The 18000-nt window shown below is 54.2% G+C and carries 15 protein-coding genes and 3 tRNA genes; 15 read left to right on the top strand and 3 right to left on the bottom strand.

Features of this window, described 5'->3' with window-relative positions:
• The first annotated feature begins 152 nt into the window (after window positions 1-152).
• On the top strand, window positions 153-419 hold the full coding sequence (locus ABKA16_RS05070) for a DUF3039 domain-containing protein (RefSeq protein WP_381000609.1): 267 nt from the start codon (window positions 153-155) through the stop codon (window positions 417-419).
• Window positions 420-491: 72 nt separating this feature from the next.
• Here the strand turns inward: ABKA16_RS05070 and ABKA16_RS05065 are convergent, their stop codons facing one another.
• The gene (locus tag ABKA16_RS05065) at window positions 492-1838 is read right to left on the bottom strand and encodes a nicotinate phosphoribosyltransferase (RefSeq protein ID WP_381000611.1); all 1347 of its coding nucleotides are present in this window, start codon (window positions 1836-1838) and stop codon (window positions 492-494) included.
• A gap of 176 nt (window positions 1839-2014) precedes the next feature.
• Between ABKA16_RS05065 and rph the strand changes: the two genes are divergently transcribed.
• Window positions 2015-2851: a ribonuclease PH gene (rph, locus tag ABKA16_RS05060; protein WP_381000366.1), complete on the top strand. Its 837-nt coding sequence runs from the start codon at window positions 2015-2017 to the stop codon at window positions 2849-2851.
• 4 nt (window positions 2852-2855) lie between these two features.
• On the top strand, window positions 2856-3557 hold the full coding sequence (locus ABKA16_RS05055) for a non-canonical purine NTP pyrophosphatase (RefSeq protein ID WP_381000368.1): 702 nt from the start codon (window positions 2856-2858) through the stop codon (window positions 3555-3557).
• Window positions 3558-3609: 52 nt separating this feature from the next.
• Here the strand turns inward: ABKA16_RS05055 and ABKA16_RS05050 are convergent.
• Window positions 3610-3690, bottom strand: a tRNA-Leu gene (locus ABKA16_RS05050).
• A 79-nt stretch (window positions 3691-3769) separates the two neighbouring features.
• Window positions 3770-3842: transfer RNA gene (locus ABKA16_RS05045), tRNA-Thr, on the bottom strand.
• 271 nt (window positions 3843-4113) lie between these two features.
• On the opposite strand from ABKA16_RS05045, the gene ABKA16_RS05040 reads away from it, so the two are divergent.
• The 12 genes from ABKA16_RS05040 (at window position 4114) to ABKA16_RS04985 (ending at window position 17734) form a co-directional block, all read left to right on the top strand.
• Window positions 4114-7371, top strand: coding sequence for an Rne/Rng family ribonuclease (locus tag ABKA16_RS05040; RefSeq protein ID WP_381000369.1), 3258 nt, complete (start codon window positions 4114-4116; stop codon window positions 7369-7371).
• 186 nt (window positions 7372-7557) lie between these two features.
• Complete coding sequence (gene rplU, locus ABKA16_RS05035; RefSeq protein ID WP_007148023.1) at window positions 7558-7866, top strand: 50S ribosomal protein L21; 309 nt, start codon at window positions 7558-7560, stop codon at window positions 7864-7866.
• 46 nt (window positions 7867-7912) lie between these two features.
• Window positions 7913-8164 carry a 50S ribosomal protein L27 gene (rpmA, locus tag ABKA16_RS05030; protein WP_381000371.1) on the top strand — a complete coding sequence of 84 codons (252 nt, stop codon included), beginning with the start codon at window positions 7913-7915 and terminating at the stop codon, window positions 8162-8164.
• Between the two features lie 242 nt (window positions 8165-8406).
• The gene (gene obgE, locus ABKA16_RS05025; protein ID WP_381000373.1) at window positions 8407-10065 is read left to right on the top strand and encodes a GTPase ObgE; all 1659 of its coding nucleotides are present in this window, start codon (window positions 8407-8409) and stop codon (window positions 10063-10065) included.
• The gene (locus ABKA16_RS05020) at window positions 10055-11251 is read left to right on the top strand and encodes a pyridoxal phosphate-dependent aminotransferase (RefSeq protein ID WP_434156657.1); all 1197 of its coding nucleotides are present in this window, start codon (window positions 10055-10057) and stop codon (window positions 11249-11251) included. Before obgE ends, ABKA16_RS05020 begins: the two co-directional genes overlap by 11 nt.
• 265 nt (window positions 11252-11516) lie before the next feature.
• Window positions 11517-11589: transfer RNA gene (locus tag ABKA16_RS05015), tRNA-Trp, on the top strand.
• A gap of 69 nt (window positions 11590-11658) precedes the next feature.
• A complete protein-coding gene (gene secE / locus ABKA16_RS05010; protein ID WP_007148027.1) occupies window positions 11659-11889 on the top strand; it encodes a preprotein translocase subunit SecE in 231 nt (76 codons plus the stop codon).
• Between the two features lie 63 nt (window positions 11890-11952).
• On the top strand, window positions 11953-12903 hold the full coding sequence (gene nusG / locus ABKA16_RS05005) for a transcription termination/antitermination protein NusG (RefSeq protein WP_381000376.1): 951 nt from the start codon (window positions 11953-11955) through the stop codon (window positions 12901-12903).
• A 158-nt stretch (window positions 12904-13061) separates the two neighbouring features.
• Window positions 13062-13493 (top strand): 50S ribosomal protein L11, encoded by a 432-nt coding sequence (gene rplK, locus ABKA16_RS05000; RefSeq protein WP_007148029.1) that lies wholly within the window; start codon window positions 13062-13064, stop codon window positions 13491-13493.
• A gap of 61 nt (window positions 13494-13554) precedes the next feature.
• A complete protein-coding gene (rplA, locus tag ABKA16_RS04995) occupies window positions 13555-14247 on the top strand; it encodes a 50S ribosomal protein L1 (protein WP_381000378.1) in 693 nt (230 codons plus the stop codon).
• A 920-nt stretch (window positions 14248-15167) separates the two neighbouring features.
• Window positions 15168-15848 (top strand): HNH endonuclease family protein, encoded by a 681-nt coding sequence (locus ABKA16_RS04990; RefSeq protein WP_381000613.1) that lies wholly within the window; start codon window positions 15168-15170, stop codon window positions 15846-15848.
• Between the two features lie 485 nt (window positions 15849-16333).
• The gene (locus ABKA16_RS04985) at window positions 16334-17734 is read left to right on the top strand and encodes an NCS2 family permease (protein WP_007148033.1); all 1401 of its coding nucleotides are present in this window, start codon (window positions 16334-16336) and stop codon (window positions 17732-17734) included.
• Window positions 17735-18000: the final 266 nt, after the last annotated feature.

The raw sequence follows: 18000 nt of genomic DNA, 5'->3' as shown, positions 1-18000 counted from the left end.
GGGTAGATTATATAATCTAGTCAGAACAGACATACAGTTTTTACAGCAGGGGGCTTGAAAGCATGGATGGGATGCATAACAGCAACAGCATATGGGACAGGGATATCCGCAATGAGGATACGGAGAGTGCACCTGGGCTGCAGCCGCAGGAGATGCCGGACCAGTCAGCAGGGACCGCTGTCCTGGAGCGTGAAGAGACCGATGAAAAAAGCAGGCGGGGCGATGACGGCGACAATGACCGCTATGCACATTATGTGTCTAAAGAACGCCTGGAACAGGCACGTATCACGGGACGGCCGGTTATAGCGCTGTGCGGTAAAGTGTGGATACCTAAGCGTAATCCGGAGCAGTACCCTGTCTGCCCTGAATGCAAAAAAGTCTACAGCCAGATGCGCGGCTCAGGGAGTTCAGGGTTTTAAGTTTCCCTGTCCCTGCTTTCTGCCTCCATTGCTGCCGGCGGGCCCTTTGGCTGATAGCTGTCCCCGCTGCCCTCAGCCGCGGCCGACAGTGATGACCTGTGTCGGGATAGCAGGTTCGCCGTCGCTGAGCGACAGGGCACTTACGGGAAGTTCCCTGAGTGCGGCCAAGTGGTATTCGCGTGCCGCGAACAGCGCCTCGTGGGTAGTAAGGCTTTCGTCGATTAAACCATGGTCCACAGCGGTTATCTGCAGATCGCGGGTATCGCCGTATTCAGCAGGAAGTGCGCAGTTCTCCAGGGACTTCTGATCGCCTGCCAGGACCACCTCCCCCTGGGCAAGCCCATACTGGTAGGAACGGACTGCGCGCTTGCGCCAGCCGTCAGTGGCCTTGCCGAAAGACTTTTTGGCAACGGGATGCATGGAGCCGTCAGTGCCTTCGCGCTCAACCAGCTTGTAAACCATATTGTTCGTCACATGCCCGGACCCTGTAACAAGGCGGGTGCCGACGCCGTATGAATCAATAGGTGCGGCAGCAAGGGCAGCAATAGCGTATTCGTCAAGGTCATTGGTGACCGTGATTTTTGTATCCGTTGCCCCCAAAGCATCCAGCTGATGGCGTGCCCGCTGGGCCAGGGAGGCCAGGTCCCCTGAATCGATACGGATCCCGCCGAGCCCGGGGCCGGCCACTTCTACCGCTGTTTTTATGGCGTCGTCAATATTATATGTGTCCGTGAGCAGCGTAGTTTTTGCCCCTAAAGCGCTGACCTGCGATGTGAAAGCGTCGCATTCGGTGTCATGCACAAGTGTGAAAGCATGCGCTGCGGTACCGATGCAGGGTATGCCGTACAGTTTGGCTGCGGCAAGGTTCGCAGTCGAGGCGAACCCGCCTACGACCGCTGCCCGGGAAGCAGCGATTGCAGCATATTCGCTGATGCGCCGTCCGCCCATATCTGCACAGGGCCGCCCGCCCGCAGCCGATGTGATGCGTGAAGCTGCCGATGCCACAGAACAGTCGTAATTGAGGATACTTAAAACCAGCGTTTCCAGAAGCACGCATTCACCGAAAGACCCTTCCACCTGGAGGATAGGGGAGTCAGCAAAAAACATTTCCCCCTCACGGTAGGCGCGGATAGTCCCCGTGAACGTAAAATTGCTGAGATAATCGACAGTTTCCGGGGAAACGATATGGTTATCGTGAAGGTATGCCAGCTCGCTGTCGTTGAGCCGGAAATTTCTGAGATAAGCAAGGATGCGCCCCAGCCCTGCCATCACGCCGTAGCGGCGCCCCGAAGGGAGATGCCTGGTGAATACTTCGAATACGCTTTGGCGCGCAGCGGTACCGTCTTTAAGCGCCGCATCGAGCATGGTGTATTCGTACATATCGGTCATCATTGCCGGTGAAATATCAGAACTGACCATAGCACTCCAATCCTTGGCGGTCCGGTAAGGCATAAGGCTTCCTGCCTTCCTTTTCCGGTACGGGTACTGAAACACCGCATGCCTGTACCTTATACCCTAAGACTGTACCTTATACCCTAAGACTAGTCTTAAGTATAGAATCTTGAGAATCCGGATACTATGGCGAAGGAGTTAGTATGACGCAGATCAAGGATTTGCTTCCTGACAGCGATGCGCTGAATGCAGTGCGCGCAGATGGCCGGGCAGTTGATGAGCTGAGGCCGGTAAAGGTCATCCGCGGATGGACACAGTCTCCGGAAGGCTCAGTACTGATTGAATGCGGGAATACCCGGGTACTGTGCACTGCGACTTTCACTCAGGGGGTACCGCGCTGGCGGCGTGACAGCGGATTGGGATGGGTCACCGCAGAATATGCGATGATCCCCCGCGCCACCCAGGACCGTACAGACCGTGAATCGGTAAAAGGCAAAGTCGGGGGCCGTACCCATGAGATCAGCCGGCTTATTGGCCGTGTCCTGCGCGGAGTTACAGACCTGAGCAAGCTTGGGGAAAACCAGATACAGATCGACTGCGACGTGCTCCAGGCGGACGGCGGCACCCGGACGGCATCGGTGACCGGTGCCTACATAGCCCTTGCCGATGCCCTGGAGTGGGCAAAAGGAAAGAAGAAGATCAAATCGGTAAAAGCAGTGCTTAAAGACCAGGTATCGGCAGTTTCAGTGGGGATCATCAACGGCACGCCTATGCTTGACCTGCCGTATACGGAAGATTCACAGGCGATGACTGATATGAATATAGCGATGACCGGAAACGGCCAGTTTATTGAAATACAGGGGACAGCGGAGCACCGCCCCTTCAGCAGGGACGAGCTCGGCACTTTGCTGGATCTCGCGCAGAAGGGAAACAGCGAGCTTCAGCAGCTTCAGCGTAAGGCTCTGGAGATGCCGCTGGGGGAAACCTTGGAATATACAGGCAAAACAATCCGGCCGGTGTCCTCAGCAGAAGGCAGGTGACCTTATGGTCCGGCGTATTGTGGTTGCAACGCATAATCGCGGAAAAATACGTGAGATCGAACACATCCTGGCCGACGAAATGGGAAGTGCGGCAGCACGATTTGAGTTCATAACGTCTGAAGATGCCGGGCTTCCTGATCCGCGTGAAACGGGGATAACGTTCCAGGAGAATGCCCTTCTCAAAGCGCGCGACGCTGCGCAGCGCACAGGGCTTCCTGCAATGGCTGATGATTCAGGCCTGATCGTAGATGTTATGGGCAATGCACCCGGCATCCTCTCCGCGCGCTGGTCAGGGGCCCATGGTGATGATGCTGCCAATAATGCCTTGCTTCTTGCCCAGCTTACGGATATCCCCGGCACCGGGCGTTCTGCTCGTTTCCGCTGCGCCTGTGCGCTGGTAGTGCCGCGCGCTGATGGCACGGGTAATGGCGGGGGGAAGGGAAGCTGTGCTGCGGAGTATACCGAATATGTAGAAACGGGTGAAATGCCAGGCCGCATTGCACGCTCTCCCCGGGGCAGCAATGGTTTTGGGTACGACCCCCTATTCGTCCCTGATGACCAGAGCCGTGTTACAGATCAGCAGCGGGCGCAGAATAACGGGCAGCCCCTGACCAGTGCCCAGATGTCTCCGGAGCAGAAGGACGCTATTTCCCACCGCGGGGCGGCTATCCGTGCTATGGCCGCGCATTTTGCGGAACTCGTATAAGGCTGGATGCGGAAAAAGAGGGTTATACCGCAATAGTAGGAATGAATATCTGTGCGCGAGAAGGGACTTGAACCCTCACGTCAAAGACACAGGAACCTAAATCCTGCGCGTCTACCAATTCCGCCACTCGCGCGTTGGGCAGCTTTCCTTCACCGACCGATAGGATACATGATCCACCTTCTTCGGCGGCAGGCCGTGAAAACGTGAAGGGGAGCCGCTTACCAGAATCGGACTGGTGACCTTCTCATTACGAGTGAGACGCTCTACCAACTGAGCTAAAGCGGCATGTGCGGAAACACAAAAAATCATTTTACTTGATACTCACGATTTGTCTATCTGCTAATGGCGGGGTGTGTTATGGATTTTCGGCAAGGTATGCAATACTTATAGAAGGCGGACTGCATGCCGCCGGACGTGTTGGGCGTTGATCCCTCCCGGAGTTGTTGTTTTCCCGGGATGTGCTGGTGTCCGCCCTGCTGGAAGACTTTTGGGAAGCTATGGAAGCTTGCTGCGCGTACAGGCTCGAATGCTGAGCAGTGCATAGGCAGCAGCGTGCATGGCCAGGACCCGGAACACAATGCAGTGTGTTCCGCTAGGAGTAAATAACGTGTCAGATAAAGACGAAAAATTGAATACAGATATAAAAGATGCGCAGGCGTCTGCCCCGGATACTGTGAAAAGCCCGGCGGCTGCCGTCCGTTTTTCTGCAGCTGGTATGCCGAAACGTACGCGCAAAAGCAGAGGGCGTGTAACGCGCAGCGCGGGTGCAGCTGGTGACAGCGCCGTGCCGGTAGTCGTCGATACTGCTTCTGATACTGCTGCCGATCCCGTTTCTGACAGGCGGCGTGCAAAATCCGGATCCCATGCCGGCTCGGGAAAAGCGGTCAGCCGCAAGGCTGCAGGTAAAGCTGCGGATACCCGTAATACCCGCAATAATGCTGCAGGGGATGCTGATACCCGCAGCGACACTCACGATGGCAGCAACCAGAAAAACGGAAGTACCGGGAATCATGCGCAGCCGGCTGCGCGGGGTAAGCGTATACAGGCCCTTGCTGAAGAAATGTTCGTTGATAAAGGTATTGCTGCGTCCCAGGCCGAACCGGATGCCCATGCTCCCCGTGCAGCCGATACAGCATCCCCGGATACATCTTCCGATGACCGCGGCAGCTCGGCCAGCACCAGGTTCACCGGTAACAGCAGCGATTCCCTGTTTTCTGCACCGTTCTCACAGCAGAATACAGGACAGGATACGGACGGGGCAGCCCTTCCTGCCGCAAAGCCTATGATGTCGCTCCTTTTCCAGGCGCCTGTGCTTCCTGCTGCCGATTCTGTCCGGCCCAGGGCCACACGCGGCGGCAGCCATGTGACGCTTGACACTATCAATGAGGCTCTGGAAGAGCAGAGCAGCAGGAAAGATAAATCGCGCGGCATCGGTCCGCAGCCTCATGGCAGCCGTAACGGGAATGACGGACGCGCCGGCAGGAACGCTGCTGCAGGCAATATCCGTATGCCCAATGCCCACCAGGCTGAAGAGAAAGCTTTCAGCGGTGACAGCGACGCTGATGCCCTTTACGGAGGGCATCGGAGCAGCCGCCGGCTGAATGCCCAGGAGCGCCGGGCCGCAGCTGAAGTGGAACAGATCGAGGAAGACCTTGAAAATGACGAAATCACGTATAACCCTATAGAAAGCGAGCTTGAAGAACTTGCCCGGGAACGCCGGTACAGCAGGCGTTACGATGACGGCGGCGATGAGGAGGAATATGATTCCCAGCCGCGGCGCCGTACCCGCAGCAGCTCCTCGCGCACCAGGAAAGGGAACCGCCGCGGAAAGGGTGAGGACAGCAGCTATCCGGATGATGAGGGGCAGTTTGGCAGCCATACCCATAGCAGTGCTGATGACTATGAGGCAGACGATGAACCGGTTTCTACCCGCCGTCGCCGCCGTCGCCGCAGGGGTTCGGCTGATCAGCAGGAAGATGAGCGGATCCCGCGTTCACGCAAGCAGCAGTATATTGACAAGATAACTGGGATCGAAGGCTCTACGAGGCTGGAAGCCAAACGCCAGCGCCGCAGGGACAACCGCAGGGAACGTTCGCGCAGATCGCTTATTACCGAGCAGGATTTCCTGGCTCGCCGCGAGAATGTTGACCGCCTGATGGTCGTCCGTCAGAAGGGGCGCCACTCACAGGTCTCTGTTATCGAAGATAACGTTCTTGTAGAGCATTATATTTCCGATATTGAGGAAGTTTCATCCGTCGGGAATATCTACCAGGGGCGCGTGCAGAATGTACTGCCCAGTATGGAGGCTGCATTCGTTGATATCGGTCAGCACCGCAATGGTGTCCTGTATGCCGGTGAGGTCAACTGGGACGCTACCCGTCTTGATGGCCAGCCCAGGCTTGTGGAGCACGCATTCAGGCCGGGCGATAATGTGCTCGTGCAGGTGACTAAAGACCCTATCGGGCATAAAGGCGCACGTCTGACAGCCCAGATCACTGTGGCAGGGCGCTACCTGGTGCTTGTCCCTGCGGGAGGCATTACCGGCGTTTCGCGCAAATTACCGGAGCGCGAACGCACACGCCTGAAAAATATCGTTGATAAAGTTGCTCCCAAAAATATGGGCGTAATTATCCGCACGGCTGCAGAAGGTGCAAGTGAAGAGGCGCTGCAGCGTGATATGCAGCATCTGGTCAGCCAGTGGGACCATGTTGAAAAAGGCCTTAAAGATTACGAGAGTTCCAAGCGCCCCCATCTTCTCCAGGGGGAGCCCGATGTCGTGATCCGCGTGATCCGGGATATTTTCAATGATGATTTCAGCAAACTGGTTGTTGAAGGCGACGATGTGTACAGCAGGATCAGGGAATATCTTGAATCTGCTGCGCCTGATATGCTTGAACGCCTTGAAAAATGGGATCCTGAAGAGCATAAGGGCAGGGATGTTTTCGATAAATGGTCTATTGATTCCCAGCTGCGCAAGGGGATGGAACGTAAGGTATATCTCCCGTCGGGCGGTTCGCTGATCGTTGACCGCACTGAGGCCATGACGACTATTGATGTTAATACAGGCCGTTTTATTGGGCGCGGGCAGTCGCTTGAAGAGACGGTTACCAAGTGCAATCTGGAAGCTGCCGAAGAGATCGTGCGCCAGCTGCGTCTGCGCGATATCGGTGGTATGATCATGATCGATTTTGTTGATATGGTCATGCCGCAGAACCGCGACCTTGTCCTGCGCAGGCTTGTGGAATGCCTGTCCCGTGACCGTACCAAGCATCAGGTTGCTGAGGTGACTTCCCTCGGGCTGGTCCAGATGACCCGGAAACGTGTGGGGCAGGGGCTTGTGGAGGCTTTCTCCGAAGAGTGCCCGACATGCGGCGGACGCGGGTTTATCCTTCATGATGAGCCTACAGTTTCTGCAGATTATGATGACCCGTATGCGCTTAAAGGCGGGGATCCTTTCGTCCATACGAATAAGCACGGGTATGGGCGAAGCCATTATGACGACACTGATTCCAATGCCCCCAAGGGCTCTACTCCGCAGGTAAAGGCAACGCTTGCGCGTATCGCTGCCGCTGCGGCTGAGGCTGCCGAATCGGATAAAACAGCTTCCGGCAGGACGGATGCGGATAAGGAGCATACGGATGGGGCTGAAGCGGGCACTGCAGATATAGGTACGGCAGCTGCGGGTACGGCAGACGCTGATACAGCGGATGCCAATACAGCAGATACGGGTACGGTCCCTGCCGAAACTGCTTCTGCAGGATCTGGTTCTGCAGGATCTGACGACGGCGGAACGGACACGACCGAGGCCAATTAGTCCAGTACGCCTCCTATGTTAGGAGTTCACATGCATTTTGGGCGCGTTATAATGCAGCAGATTTGACGCGAGGCCAATATGCATATAGAGTAGATAGCTGGTGTCTTCAGGTGCAGCAGAGTTTCCGTGCTTCTGCAGTGCCTGCTGAGCAGCAGGAAAATAGCTTAAAACAGGCAAGGTAGAATTATGTACGCGATTGTAAAAGCTGGCGGCCACCAGGAAAAGGTTGAGGTTGGAGACAAGTTTATTGTCAATCGCCTTGACGCCAAGAAAGGCGATTCCGTAGAGTTCCCCGTCGCTCTTATAGTTGACGGTTCTAAGGTCACCGTGGCTGCCAAGGATCTGGCCAAGGTTTCAGTCAAAGCTGAAGTGGTTGATGATGAGGCTAAAGGCAAGAAGATCCACATCCAGAAGTTTAAGAATAAGACCGGCGTTGCACGCCGCAAGGGTCATCGTCAGAAGCTTACGGTCCTGAAAGTTACTGAGATCGCTTAGTGCGCTCAGGGGAAATACGGGTTGTAAGGATACGAAAGGAAATTAAATGGCACACAAGAAAGGTGCTTCAAGCTCTCGTAACGGTCGCGATTCAGGCCCACAGTACCTGGGTGTGAAGAAGTTCGGCGGCGAAACAGTTGTAGCGGGTAATATTATCGTCCGCCAGCGCGGAAGCAAATTCCATCCGGGGCATGGCGTAGGTATGGGTAAGGACCATACCCTGTTTGCGCTGCAGGACGGCACTGTACAGTTCGGTGTACGCCGTGACCGCAAAATCGTTGACGTTGTTGCACAGTAGTACTGCCGGAAGGTACTGGTAATAGTACTGCCGGATAATATTTCTGTGTTTTTGATAAGGCCGCGTTTTGACGCGGCTTTATTTATAAGCTGGTATTATTGTGATCCTGCAGAGGCGATCTTTCAGAGGTGATCCTTCAGGCTGGTTATGGGTCTGTCGGATAATAAGTACGGGCATCCCGGGCCGATAGCCGGAAATAGCTGAAAATAGTCAGAAATAGTCGGATACATACAGGTAATGATATGAGTGATTTCGTTGATAGGGTAACTGTCCATGTCAAAGGCGGTGACGGAGGGAACGGCGCCGCGTCTATAAGGCGTGAAAAATATAAGCCGCTTGCCGGCCCGAACGGCGGCGATGGCGGCAACGGCGGTTCTGTGATCGTTGTAGCAGACCCTAATGTTACATCACTCCTTGATTACAGGTTTGCCCCCCACCGCACGGCAGGGAACGGCACGATGGGTAAGGGGGACGACAAGGACGGTTCCCTGGGGGCCGATCTGGTTTTGCCTGTGCCTCCGGGGACTGTCGTCTTTGGTGCCGCCGCACATAAAAAAGAAGGGCTGCTGGCAGACCTGCGGAATGCGGGAGACAGGATCGTGGTCGCCCGCGGCGGCGCCGGCGGTTTAGGAAACCGCTCCCTTGCCAGCCGTGCCCGGCGTGCTCCCGGCTTTGCCCTGCTTGGTGAACCGGGAGAGGAACGGGACATTGTTTTCGAGCTTAAATCCATAGCTGATGTGGCTCTGGTGGGCTATCCGAGTGCCGGGAAATCAAGCCTTATCGCTGCTGTGAGCGCAGCGAAACCCAAGATCGCCGACTATCCGTTTACTACCCTTACCCCCAATCTGGGTGTGGTCAAAGCGGAAGATAAAGTTTTCACTGTGGCTGATGTCCCCGGCCTCATCCCCGGCGCGGCGCAGGGCAAAGGCCTCGGGCTGGAATTCCTCCGCCATATTGAGCGCACTGAGGTCATTGCGCATGTTATCGACTGTGCAACGCTTGATCCTGGCCGTGATCCTGTCTCTGACTATGAAACATTGGAAAATGAGCTGAAACAGTATGAAGACCAGCTCCAGCTGCCGCTTGGGGCCATCCCGATACGGGACCGCCCGCGTGTTATCATCCTTAACAAGATTGATGTGGCAGAAGCCCGTGAACTTGCAGAATTTGTAAAGCCTGATTTTGAGAAAATGGGGCTTAAAGTCATCATGGTTTCTACAGTAAGCCATGAGGGGCTGCGGGAGCTGACTTTCACCCTGGCTGAACTTTCTGAAAAAGTCCGCCGTACTATACGTGAGCGTGAAGCCCGGGATGGCTCCGGCGGGGAAGAGCGCGTTGTCCTCCGGCCTCTGGAGAACAGGTCCCGCCGCCGTCGGACGGGCGCCGGGACTGTTGGCGTTGATTTCAATATTACGCGGCATGAAGATGCTGACGGGAATTTCTGGTTCACAGTGACGGGTGAAAAACCTGAGCGGTGGGTCCTCCAGACGAATTTTGATAATGAGGAGGCTGTAGGCTATCTCGCTGACCGGCTGGCGAAATTCGGTGTGGAAGACGCCCTGAAAGCCCAGGGTGCCCGTATCGGTGATGAAGTGTATATCGGTACCGGCGATAATGCGGTAGGATTCGATTGGGATCCGACGATTGCTGCCGGAGCTGAGATGCTTGACAGCAGCCCCCAGTCGCAGCGCGGGCATGATGCCCGGCTGGATGCCCTGGAGGAACCAAGGAGCCAGCGGAGGACCAATGCCCAGCGCCGCCGCGAGTACCACGAGTGGATGGATGCTAAAGCGGCTGTCCGCGCGGCCATGGAAAAAGAACGTAAGGCAGGGCATTGGGCTGACCCGTCGAAGGCTGATGACCCCCATGATGAGCATGGATTGGAAAATTATGAAGCTTAGCAGCCGTATCCGCAATATCGGGGCAAGTGTCACCCTGGAAATTGACAGCAAGGCCAAACAGATGCGGTCTCAAGGCATCAGAGTTATCAGTTTCGGCGCAGGTGAACCGGATTTCCCGACGCCGAAGTACATTGCTGATGCTGCTTCGCGGGCAGCGCTGGATCCGCAGAACCATAAATACACTGCAACACAGGGCCTTCCTGAGCTCCGTGAGGCGATCGCCCGCAAGACTTTAAGGGATTCCGGATACCCTGCCGATCCTGCTGATATCGTGGTCACTAATGGCGGTAAGCAGGCAGTATATGAGGCAATACAGATAGTTGCCGATCCGGGGGATGAAGTGGTTATCCCTTCCCCCTACTGGGTGAGCTACACTGAAGCTGTAAAGCTTGCCGGAGGCGTACCTGTGTGTGTGCCGGCTGCTGCAGACACTAATTTTGAGCCGGCTGTTGAACAGCTGGAGCGGGTCCGGACGCCTGCAACGAAGGCGGTCATTGTCAATTCGCCGAATAACCCTACAGGATCCGTATGGTCGGAACAGGTTTTGCGGGATATTGCCCGGTGGGCGCTTGAGAACAGGATATGGGTCCTGTCTGATGAGATCTATGAGCATCTTGTGTATGACGGTGCTGAAGCTCCGCATATCGGTGCACTGGAGCCCGATATCCGCAGGCAGCTTATTGTGGTGAACGGCGTTGCAAAAACGTATGCAATGACGGGATGGCGCGTAGGATGGCTTATTGCACCGCCTGATGCAGCTGCGGCGGCAGCCAGGCTTCAGGGCCATATGACATCGAATGTCAATAATGTTGCACAGCGGGCTGCAATCGAGGCAGTCTCGGGGGATCTGTCGGCGGTGGTGGGGATGCGTGCCGCCTTTGATGTGCGCCGGCACGCCATTGTTGCTGCGCTCAACAGGATCCCAGGCATTTCCTGCAGCCTTCCCCAGGGGGCTTTCTATGTATTCGCCGATATCCGCGGGCTTCTTGGCCGGCCGCTCGGCAGCCGCAAAAAAGTGTATACGGATTCTGTCCAGCTGGCATCTGATCTGCTCGATGACATCCATATTGCTGTGATCCCGGGTGAAGGGTTTGGCATGCCCGGGTATATCAGGTTTTCCTATGCTCTGTCTGATGATGACCTTGCTGAGGGGATGCTCCGGCTGGAAAAGTGGGTAATGCTGTAGGCCTGCGGTCTTGAGTGCCTCGGGCCGGGTGGGGCAGCCAGAGTGCGGCGGGGATCAAGGGTATCTCATCTGTTCAAGTGCCTTGTCCGTCATCACAACAGTGAAGCTATGCTTTCTATGCCGGACACACGACGAGGCCTTTAGTGGACGAAATCCAAGCTCCACGGTAAACTTGGGGTTTGGCTGTTTTTGGATATTGCTGAGCATGCGGCGGATACCCTTGCTGAGGCGGTAAATCGAGAGCAATCGGTACAATAGACACCATAGGGGAGTGGCGCAATTGGTAGCGCAACGGTCTCCAAAACCGTAGGTTGTGGGTTCGAGTCCCGCTTCCCCTGCTGGAAGCCATCATCGCGCCTGCGGTGGTGGCAGATTATTAAGGACACCAGGCAAAAGGTAAGGATGATATGGCAGTATCTGATCATAGGCTTGCAAAGGATAAAAAGCCCAATATCTTTATGCGCATTGGCCTGTTCATCCGTCAGGTTTTTGATGAGATGCGCAAGGTTGTGGCGCCGTCAGGCTTTGAACTTTTGAAATGGTCGTTCGCAGTGTTCGTCTTTGTGTTCCTGCTTATGCTCTTTACCACAGGGATTGATTTCGGCTTTGGGAGGCTTATGTTTACCCTGTTCGGCTGAACAGGCCATATCTGGCAGGAAAGCAAATAAAGGTTTTAACGGCAAACGTTAGTGAAGGATAGTATGGCAGACAATACCGATAATCTTTTTGACGATGGAAGCAGCCACGTCCCGGCGGCAGACAGCGGCAGCAGTGATACCCTGCAGGCTGCTAAAGCAGAAGATGCTGCTAAGGCTGCAGAGGCTAATGGAACTGTTCCGGCTGAGGCACAGGAGGATCATGATGCCTCCCGCGAGGCTGCGGATAAGGAATCATCGGCTGGCGCAGAAGCGGGGACTGAGGTATCTGCCGATCCGGAACAACCGGATCAGGGCAGCAGCGGGGATGCCGATGCGGTCCCAGCCGGCGCTGAGGGTGCCGAACCTGATAATGCCGGGGAAACCGCGGATACGCCGGATGCCGGTGACAAGGCTGTCGATGAGTTCAAGAGGTCGCTGCGTACCCTTGACGGCAAATGGTATGTCCTTCACACATATTCTGGTTACGAGAAGCGTGTAAAAGCGAATATTGAATCCCGTGTGCAGAATTTCGGCCTTGAAGATACCGTTTTCCAGGTCGAGATACCGATGGAAGAGGTGGAGAAGCATACGGAAAAAGGTAAGAAAGTCGTTTCGCGCGTCCGTATTCCCGGGTATGTGCTTATCCGTATGTGGCCTGATGACGATGCCCGCCGTATAATCCGCGAAACTGAAGGTGTAACGGGTTTTGTGGGATCTAACCGCGAGGCCGTGCCGCTGAGCCGTCAGGAAGTTGTTGATATGATGGCCCCGATGATCCGTTCGGAGGCCCTTAAGGCTTCTGGCGACAAGCCTAAGGCTGTGCGCCAGCGCAAGGTTGAAGTAGTCTTCAGCATGGGCGAATCCGTCACCGTGACTGACGGGCCGTTCGCGACTATGACAGGTGTCGTTTCAGAACTTCAGCCGGCCGCACAGAAGCTTACCGTACTTGTCAATATCTTTGGACGCGATACACCTGTAGAGCTCGGTTTTGACCAGGTGGAGAAAATCTCCTAAAGCCTTTAGTCCCCAGATACTGGCATAATAAGAAAGCTTGTTTTGCCTTACTGCCCGTAAGGGAACCCTTTTTGCGGCAGAAGGCGGATCAGGAATGCGGGAGATACAGGCAAACGTCCTGTATCGGTCGTACCGCGAATAGAAAGAAGAACCAGATAATGGCTCCAAAGAAAAAAGTCTCAGCTATTGTTAAGCTGCAGATCCCCGCAGGGAAGGCAAATCCTGCACCGCCAGTTGGCCCTGCGTTGAGCGGCCATGGTGTTAATATCATGGATTTCACCAAGGCATATAACGATGCCACAAAGGATCAGATAGGGCAGATCATCCCTGTAGAAATCACTGTTTATGAGGACCGTTCCTTCACTTTCGTGCTGAAGACCCCTCCGGCAGCTGAACTTCTTCGCAAAGCAGCAGGTGTGCCAAAGGGTGCAGGGAACCCGTTGACCACCAAGGTTGGTTCTGTAACTCATGCTCAGGTGCGTGAGATTGCTGAAACAAAGATGCCTGATCTTTCTGCGCGCGATATTGACGCGGCTGTAAAGATCATTGAAGGTACCGCCCGTTCCATGGGTCTGACTGTAACCGATTAATAAACCAACTGTAAGCAGACAGGTGTGAGTGCCCTGGCTGCGACTGCTAAGGAGAAAGCAGATGACAAAACGTTCCAAGAAATACCGCGAAGCCGAAGAAATGGTTGATCGCGCTAATTTATATACTGATGAGCAGGCTGTTGCACTGCTCAAAGGCATGCCGAAACGCGGTTTCGACGAGACTGTTGAAGCTACATATGTGCTGAATGTCGATCCCCGTAAGGCCGACCAGCTTATCCGCGGAACCGTCAACCTTCCTCATGGGACTGGTAAAACAGCCCGCGTCCTCGTGTTTGCCCGCGGCCCGCAGGCAACGGCAGCGGCTGAAGCCGGCGCGGATGAGGTCGGCGACGATGAACTTATCGAGAAAGTATCCAAAGGCTACACCGATTTTGATGCCGTTGTTGCAACACCTGACATGATGGGCAAGGTTGGGCGTCTCGGGCGTGTGCTTGGACCCCGCGGCCTTATGCCGAACCCGAAGACCGGCACGGTCACCATGGATGTTGCTAAGGCTGTTGCCGATATCAAGGGCGGCAAGATCGAATTCCGCGTTGATAAAGACGGTAACCTCAGTTTCATTATCGGCAAGCTTTCATTCGGAGAGCAGGATCTGGTGGAGAATTTCCGCTCTGTTGCTGATGAGATCCGACGCTTGAAGCCTGCTACTGTGAAGGGGCGCTACATCGAGAAAGTTACTATGGCTTCCACGATGAATCCCGGCGTGCCGCTGGATATAGCTCCTCTGTCATAAGGCAGGGAAATGAATGATAGTTAAGGGGCAGGAAAACAATCCTGCCCCTTAACTATTTCCCTTGTTCTTCCTTATTTCCTCTGTTTTCATATTATTCTTATTCTTCTTTTTTCTTTTTACCCTTTCGCACTCGCCCTCCTCACCTGCGTTCTCCTTCTTCCTTCCCTCATCTCATCTTCATCCTTATTCCTCTTCATCCTCGCTCCGGTCGTCATCCCGCTTCACCTTCCAATCTCACTCTGCCCTTCCTTACACCCTGCCTTTTCTTACTCTCCAATCTCATCTCACCTCCTTATTTTTCGATCTCACCCCGTTCTTCCTTACTCTCCGATTTCATCTCACTTCTTTACTTTCCGACCTTTTATCCACATACATATGTAGTCCCACTTCCGACCTCACTCCATCTCTCCCTACCTTCTGACCTCACTCCATACCCTCCTTACTTTCCGATCGTACTCCACCATCTCCTTACTCTCCAATCTCACCCCCATCCCCTCACCCAACTCGAAGATACGGATCCTCCTCCGACGGTCTCCCCCCCCATATCCGTACGGCTGAAACTATAACGGGGAGAAGGCAGATAGCCTGTTATGTATCCATCATTGTACAGAAGGGCTGTGTCTGCATCTTTGAGTTGGGTGAGTGCAGCATACCGTATGCGGCTACAATGGAAGATGGCCCGTTGTTTGAATCGCATCAGGGTCGGTAAGAAGACTGGCTTTAGGGAATTATGGAGCAGCGTGATGAGGAATCGTCGTTTTAAGGTGACTGATGTTGCAGCGCCGGATAAGGATAATCCGCCGCTGAGGAGGAATACACAGCCTAGCATGGGTGCGCGCACAGGCAGCGGCTATGAGGATGCTCGGTTGGGTACCGGTGGTGTACGCGGGGGCGGATCATCGCATAAGCGCGCATGGGCAATGTTCATTCTTCTTGTCGCCCTGGCCGTGTTAACGGGCATCGCTATCGCTTTGATACTACCCAAAATCAGCTCCAGCGTGGCGTCATCAACGGGCGCGAACAACCCGACAGGGGAAGCTGCTAATATCCTGCAAACGCTGGCTGTGCGCGAAGACTCGAGATCGGCAGGAGGCTATAACCGCGGGCTTTTTGGTTTCCGCCAAACTGATGATGACGGTAACGGCTGCGATATCAGGGAAGATGTGCTGGCGCGCGATCTCAAGGACATCAAATATAAATATGCCGGGAGCTGCAAAGTGTCAAGCGGAGTTTTGAATGATCCATATACGGGGACGGTTATATATTTCCGCAGAGGCGCAAAAACAAGTGCTGCCGTGCAGATCGACCATGTAGTTGCGCTGCATAATGCATGGGATTCAGGCGCAAGCCAGTGGCCGTCAGCGAAAAAGTATAAGTTTGCCAATGATCCATATAACCTGCTTGCGGTGGAAGGGCAGGCAAACCAGGAGAAAGGCGATGCCTCTGCGGATGCGTGGCTCCCGACGAATAAGGGTTTCAGATGTGAGTATGTAGCGCGTCAGATCGGTGTAAAAGCCAAGTATTCACTTACAATCACGCAGGCGGAAAAGGATGTTATGATGGGCACATTGCGGTCATGCCCGGCCCAAAAATTACCGTGAAATAGAACATCAGACTGTGACAGTTTTCCTCTATGTCGTCTCCCGATCCTGGCGAAACTATATTACACATCTCATTATGCGGACGGATGCGCTGTATATGCAGGAAAATACGCTGATACATCCTCCATATGTATTATCCTCAGAGATGTTCCCACTTGATGGTCGTATTGGTTTTTGGTTTATATGGTTGATTCGCCAGGAATGCACAAATATAGATCAGTTAGTATGGCCTCATTTTGGATCATGGAATTATGTGCGGATGCCGACGGACATTGAGCACTGAGAGTTATGCGCATAAGTCTAAATCTATAAATGAAAATCTCATAATCAAAGTAATGAGAAAACAGATCGTCAAGGAGAGCGGTGGCACTTCTGGTGAACCAAACCAGTCCCACTACTAGCAGCTGCCTGTGGAGCTGCCCCAGGGTCTGGCGGGGAGGATCCGGAGTCCACATACACTATAACTCCGTACGCGAAGGAATCTAATGGAGCGACTATTCAAGCTCAGGGAGAACGGTACAAAAGTCTCCACTGAAGTTATTGCAGGATTAACAACATTTTTTGCGATGGCATATATTATCGCAGTTAACCCTAACGTGCTCACTGCAGCAGGGATGCCATGGGGCGCTGTGTTTCTGGCAACGATCATCGCAGCGATCATCGGCACACTGGTTATGGGCCTTTTTGCCAATGTCCCGTATGCTTTGGCGCCCGGCGTAGGGCTGAATGCGTTCTTTACGTTCACCGTGGTCAAAGGGCTTAATTTTACGTGGCAGGAAGCCATGGCGATGGTGTTCGTCTGTGGGATCATCAATGTGCTGATCACAGTAACGAAATTGCGGAAAATGATAATCCGCTCTATCCCGCCAATGCTCCAGCATGCAATCAGCGGCGGAATCGGTATTTTTATTGCTTACGTAGGACTTGTTGACATTGGGATAATCCATTTTACGCCTGATAATTCTGCGCGATCCGGCGCAAATATCAGCCTTGCAACCTTGAATTCTCCAACCTTGATCCTCTTCCTTATCGGACTGTTTATTGCCGTCGTCCTTACCGTACTGAAATTCCCCGGTAAATGGGGCGTCCTCAATAAAGGCTCGTTCATTATCGCCATGCTGGCCACGACTGTGATCGGCATCCCTATGGGAATCACCACTATGTCGCACAGCGTGAACCTGGGGGAAGCATTCGGGCAGCTGCCGCAGACATTCCTTGCGATATTTACCCCTCAGGGGTTCCCGGCCCTGTTCAGCAACCCCGCGAAGATACCCCTGGTTCTGGTGACGATTTTCGCGTTCTCTCTGTCAGATACTTTCGATACGATCGGGACTTTCATCGGGACAGGCCGCCGGTCAGGGATCTTCTCGCAGGCAGATGAAGAGGCAATGGAGAACGGCAAAGGTTTCAGCTCCAAGATGGACAAAGCCCTGTTCGCTGATTCCACAGCCACATCAATCGGCGCACTGATCGGCACATCTAACACAACTACGTATATTGAATCTGCAGCGGGCATTGCTGCCGGAGGCCGTACAGGGCTGACCTCTATTGTGGTCGCCGTCTGTTTCCTCCTCAGCGCAGTACTCTCACCGTTCGTTTCTGCGATCCCGAGTGCTGCTACAGCGCCTATCCTGGTAATCGTAGGATGCATGATGATGAGCGCCTTCGGTGAAATCGAGTGGAGCGATATCAGCGTTGCGATCCCTGCGTTCTTCACATCCATCTTTATGGCGTTCGCTTATTCGATCTCATACGGTATTGCCGCCGGGTTCATTACATATTGTATTACCAAGGTCTGCAGGAAAGAGGCTAAAGACGTACACCCGATCATATGGGGTGTGGCGATCCTGTTCATTGCAGATCTTGCGCTGCAGGCCGTATTCTAAGTTCCCCGCGTCAAAAGGCGTGTAAGAAATGTGAGAGGAGAGAGGGGAACGGTGAGGTGTGGTATATGATGTATACCTATACCGCTGCGGCGGCTGATATCCTATATATTATGTTGTATGGGTTTGTGCGGGTGCATCAGATGTGGATAGAGTACCTTCATAGATCCCTCAGAGAGGTGATTTTGGGCTTGAGGCTGAGATCGGGGATGGAATCTCTGTATAGGTTTGTGTTTACGAGAGACGTGTACCGGGTCAAGGTATGCCTT

Origin of the sequence: Scardovia wiggsiae (genome assembly GCF_051045985.1) — a bacterium.
Taxonomy (GTDB): domain Bacteria; phylum Actinomycetota; class Actinomycetes; order Actinomycetales; family Bifidobacteriaceae; genus Scardovia; species Scardovia wiggsiae.
Note: the sequence above shows the minus strand (reverse complement) of the source record. Positions and strands in the feature narration are given on the sequence as shown.

What these genes read in the sequence shown, in the direction of transcription:
- ABKA16_RS05070 (WP_381000609.1), top strand. Translation starts at nt 153, where the DNA reads ATGCCGGACCAGTCAGCAGGGACCGCTGTCCTGGAGCGTGAAGAGACC.
- ABKA16_RS05065 (WP_381000611.1), bottom strand. Translation starts at nt 1,838, where the DNA reads ATGGTCAGTTCTGATATTTCACCGGCAATGATGACCGATATGTACGAA.
- rph (WP_381000366.1), top strand. Translation starts at nt 2,015, where the DNA reads ATGACGCAGATCAAGGATTTGCTTCCTGACAGCGATGCGCTGAATGCA.
- ABKA16_RS05055 (WP_381000368.1), top strand. Translation starts at nt 2,856, where the DNA reads ATGGTCCGGCGTATTGTGGTTGCAACGCATAATCGCGGAAAAATACGT.
- ABKA16_RS05040 (WP_381000369.1), top strand. Translation starts at nt 4,114, where the DNA reads ATGGCCAGGACCCGGAACACAATGCAGTGTGTTCCGCTAGGAGTAAAT.
- rplU (WP_007148023.1), top strand. Translation starts at nt 7,558, where the DNA reads ATGTACGCGATTGTAAAAGCTGGCGGCCACCAGGAAAAGGTTGAGGTT.
- rpmA (WP_381000371.1), top strand. Translation starts at nt 7,913, where the DNA reads ATGGCACACAAGAAAGGTGCTTCAAGCTCTCGTAACGGTCGCGATTCA.
- obgE (WP_381000373.1), top strand. Translation starts at nt 8,407, where the DNA reads ATGAGTGATTTCGTTGATAGGGTAACTGTCCATGTCAAAGGCGGTGAC.
- ABKA16_RS05020 (WP_434156657.1), top strand. Translation starts at nt 10,055, where the DNA reads ATGAAGCTTAGCAGCCGTATCCGCAATATCGGGGCAAGTGTCACCCTG.
- secE (WP_007148027.1), top strand. Translation starts at nt 11,659, where the DNA reads ATGGCAGTATCTGATCATAGGCTTGCAAAGGATAAAAAGCCCAATATC.
- nusG (WP_381000376.1), top strand. Translation starts at nt 11,953, where the DNA reads ATGGCAGACAATACCGATAATCTTTTTGACGATGGAAGCAGCCACGTC.
- rplK (WP_007148029.1), top strand. Translation starts at nt 13,062, where the DNA reads ATGGCTCCAAAGAAAAAAGTCTCAGCTATTGTTAAGCTGCAGATCCCC.
- rplA (WP_381000378.1), top strand. Translation starts at nt 13,555, where the DNA reads ATGACAAAACGTTCCAAGAAATACCGCGAAGCCGAAGAAATGGTTGAT.
- ABKA16_RS04990 (WP_381000613.1), top strand. Translation starts at nt 15,168, where the DNA reads ATGTTCATTCTTCTTGTCGCCCTGGCCGTGTTAACGGGCATCGCTATC.
- ABKA16_RS04985 (WP_007148033.1), top strand. Translation starts at nt 16,334, where the DNA reads ATGGAGCGACTATTCAAGCTCAGGGAGAACGGTACAAAAGTCTCCACT.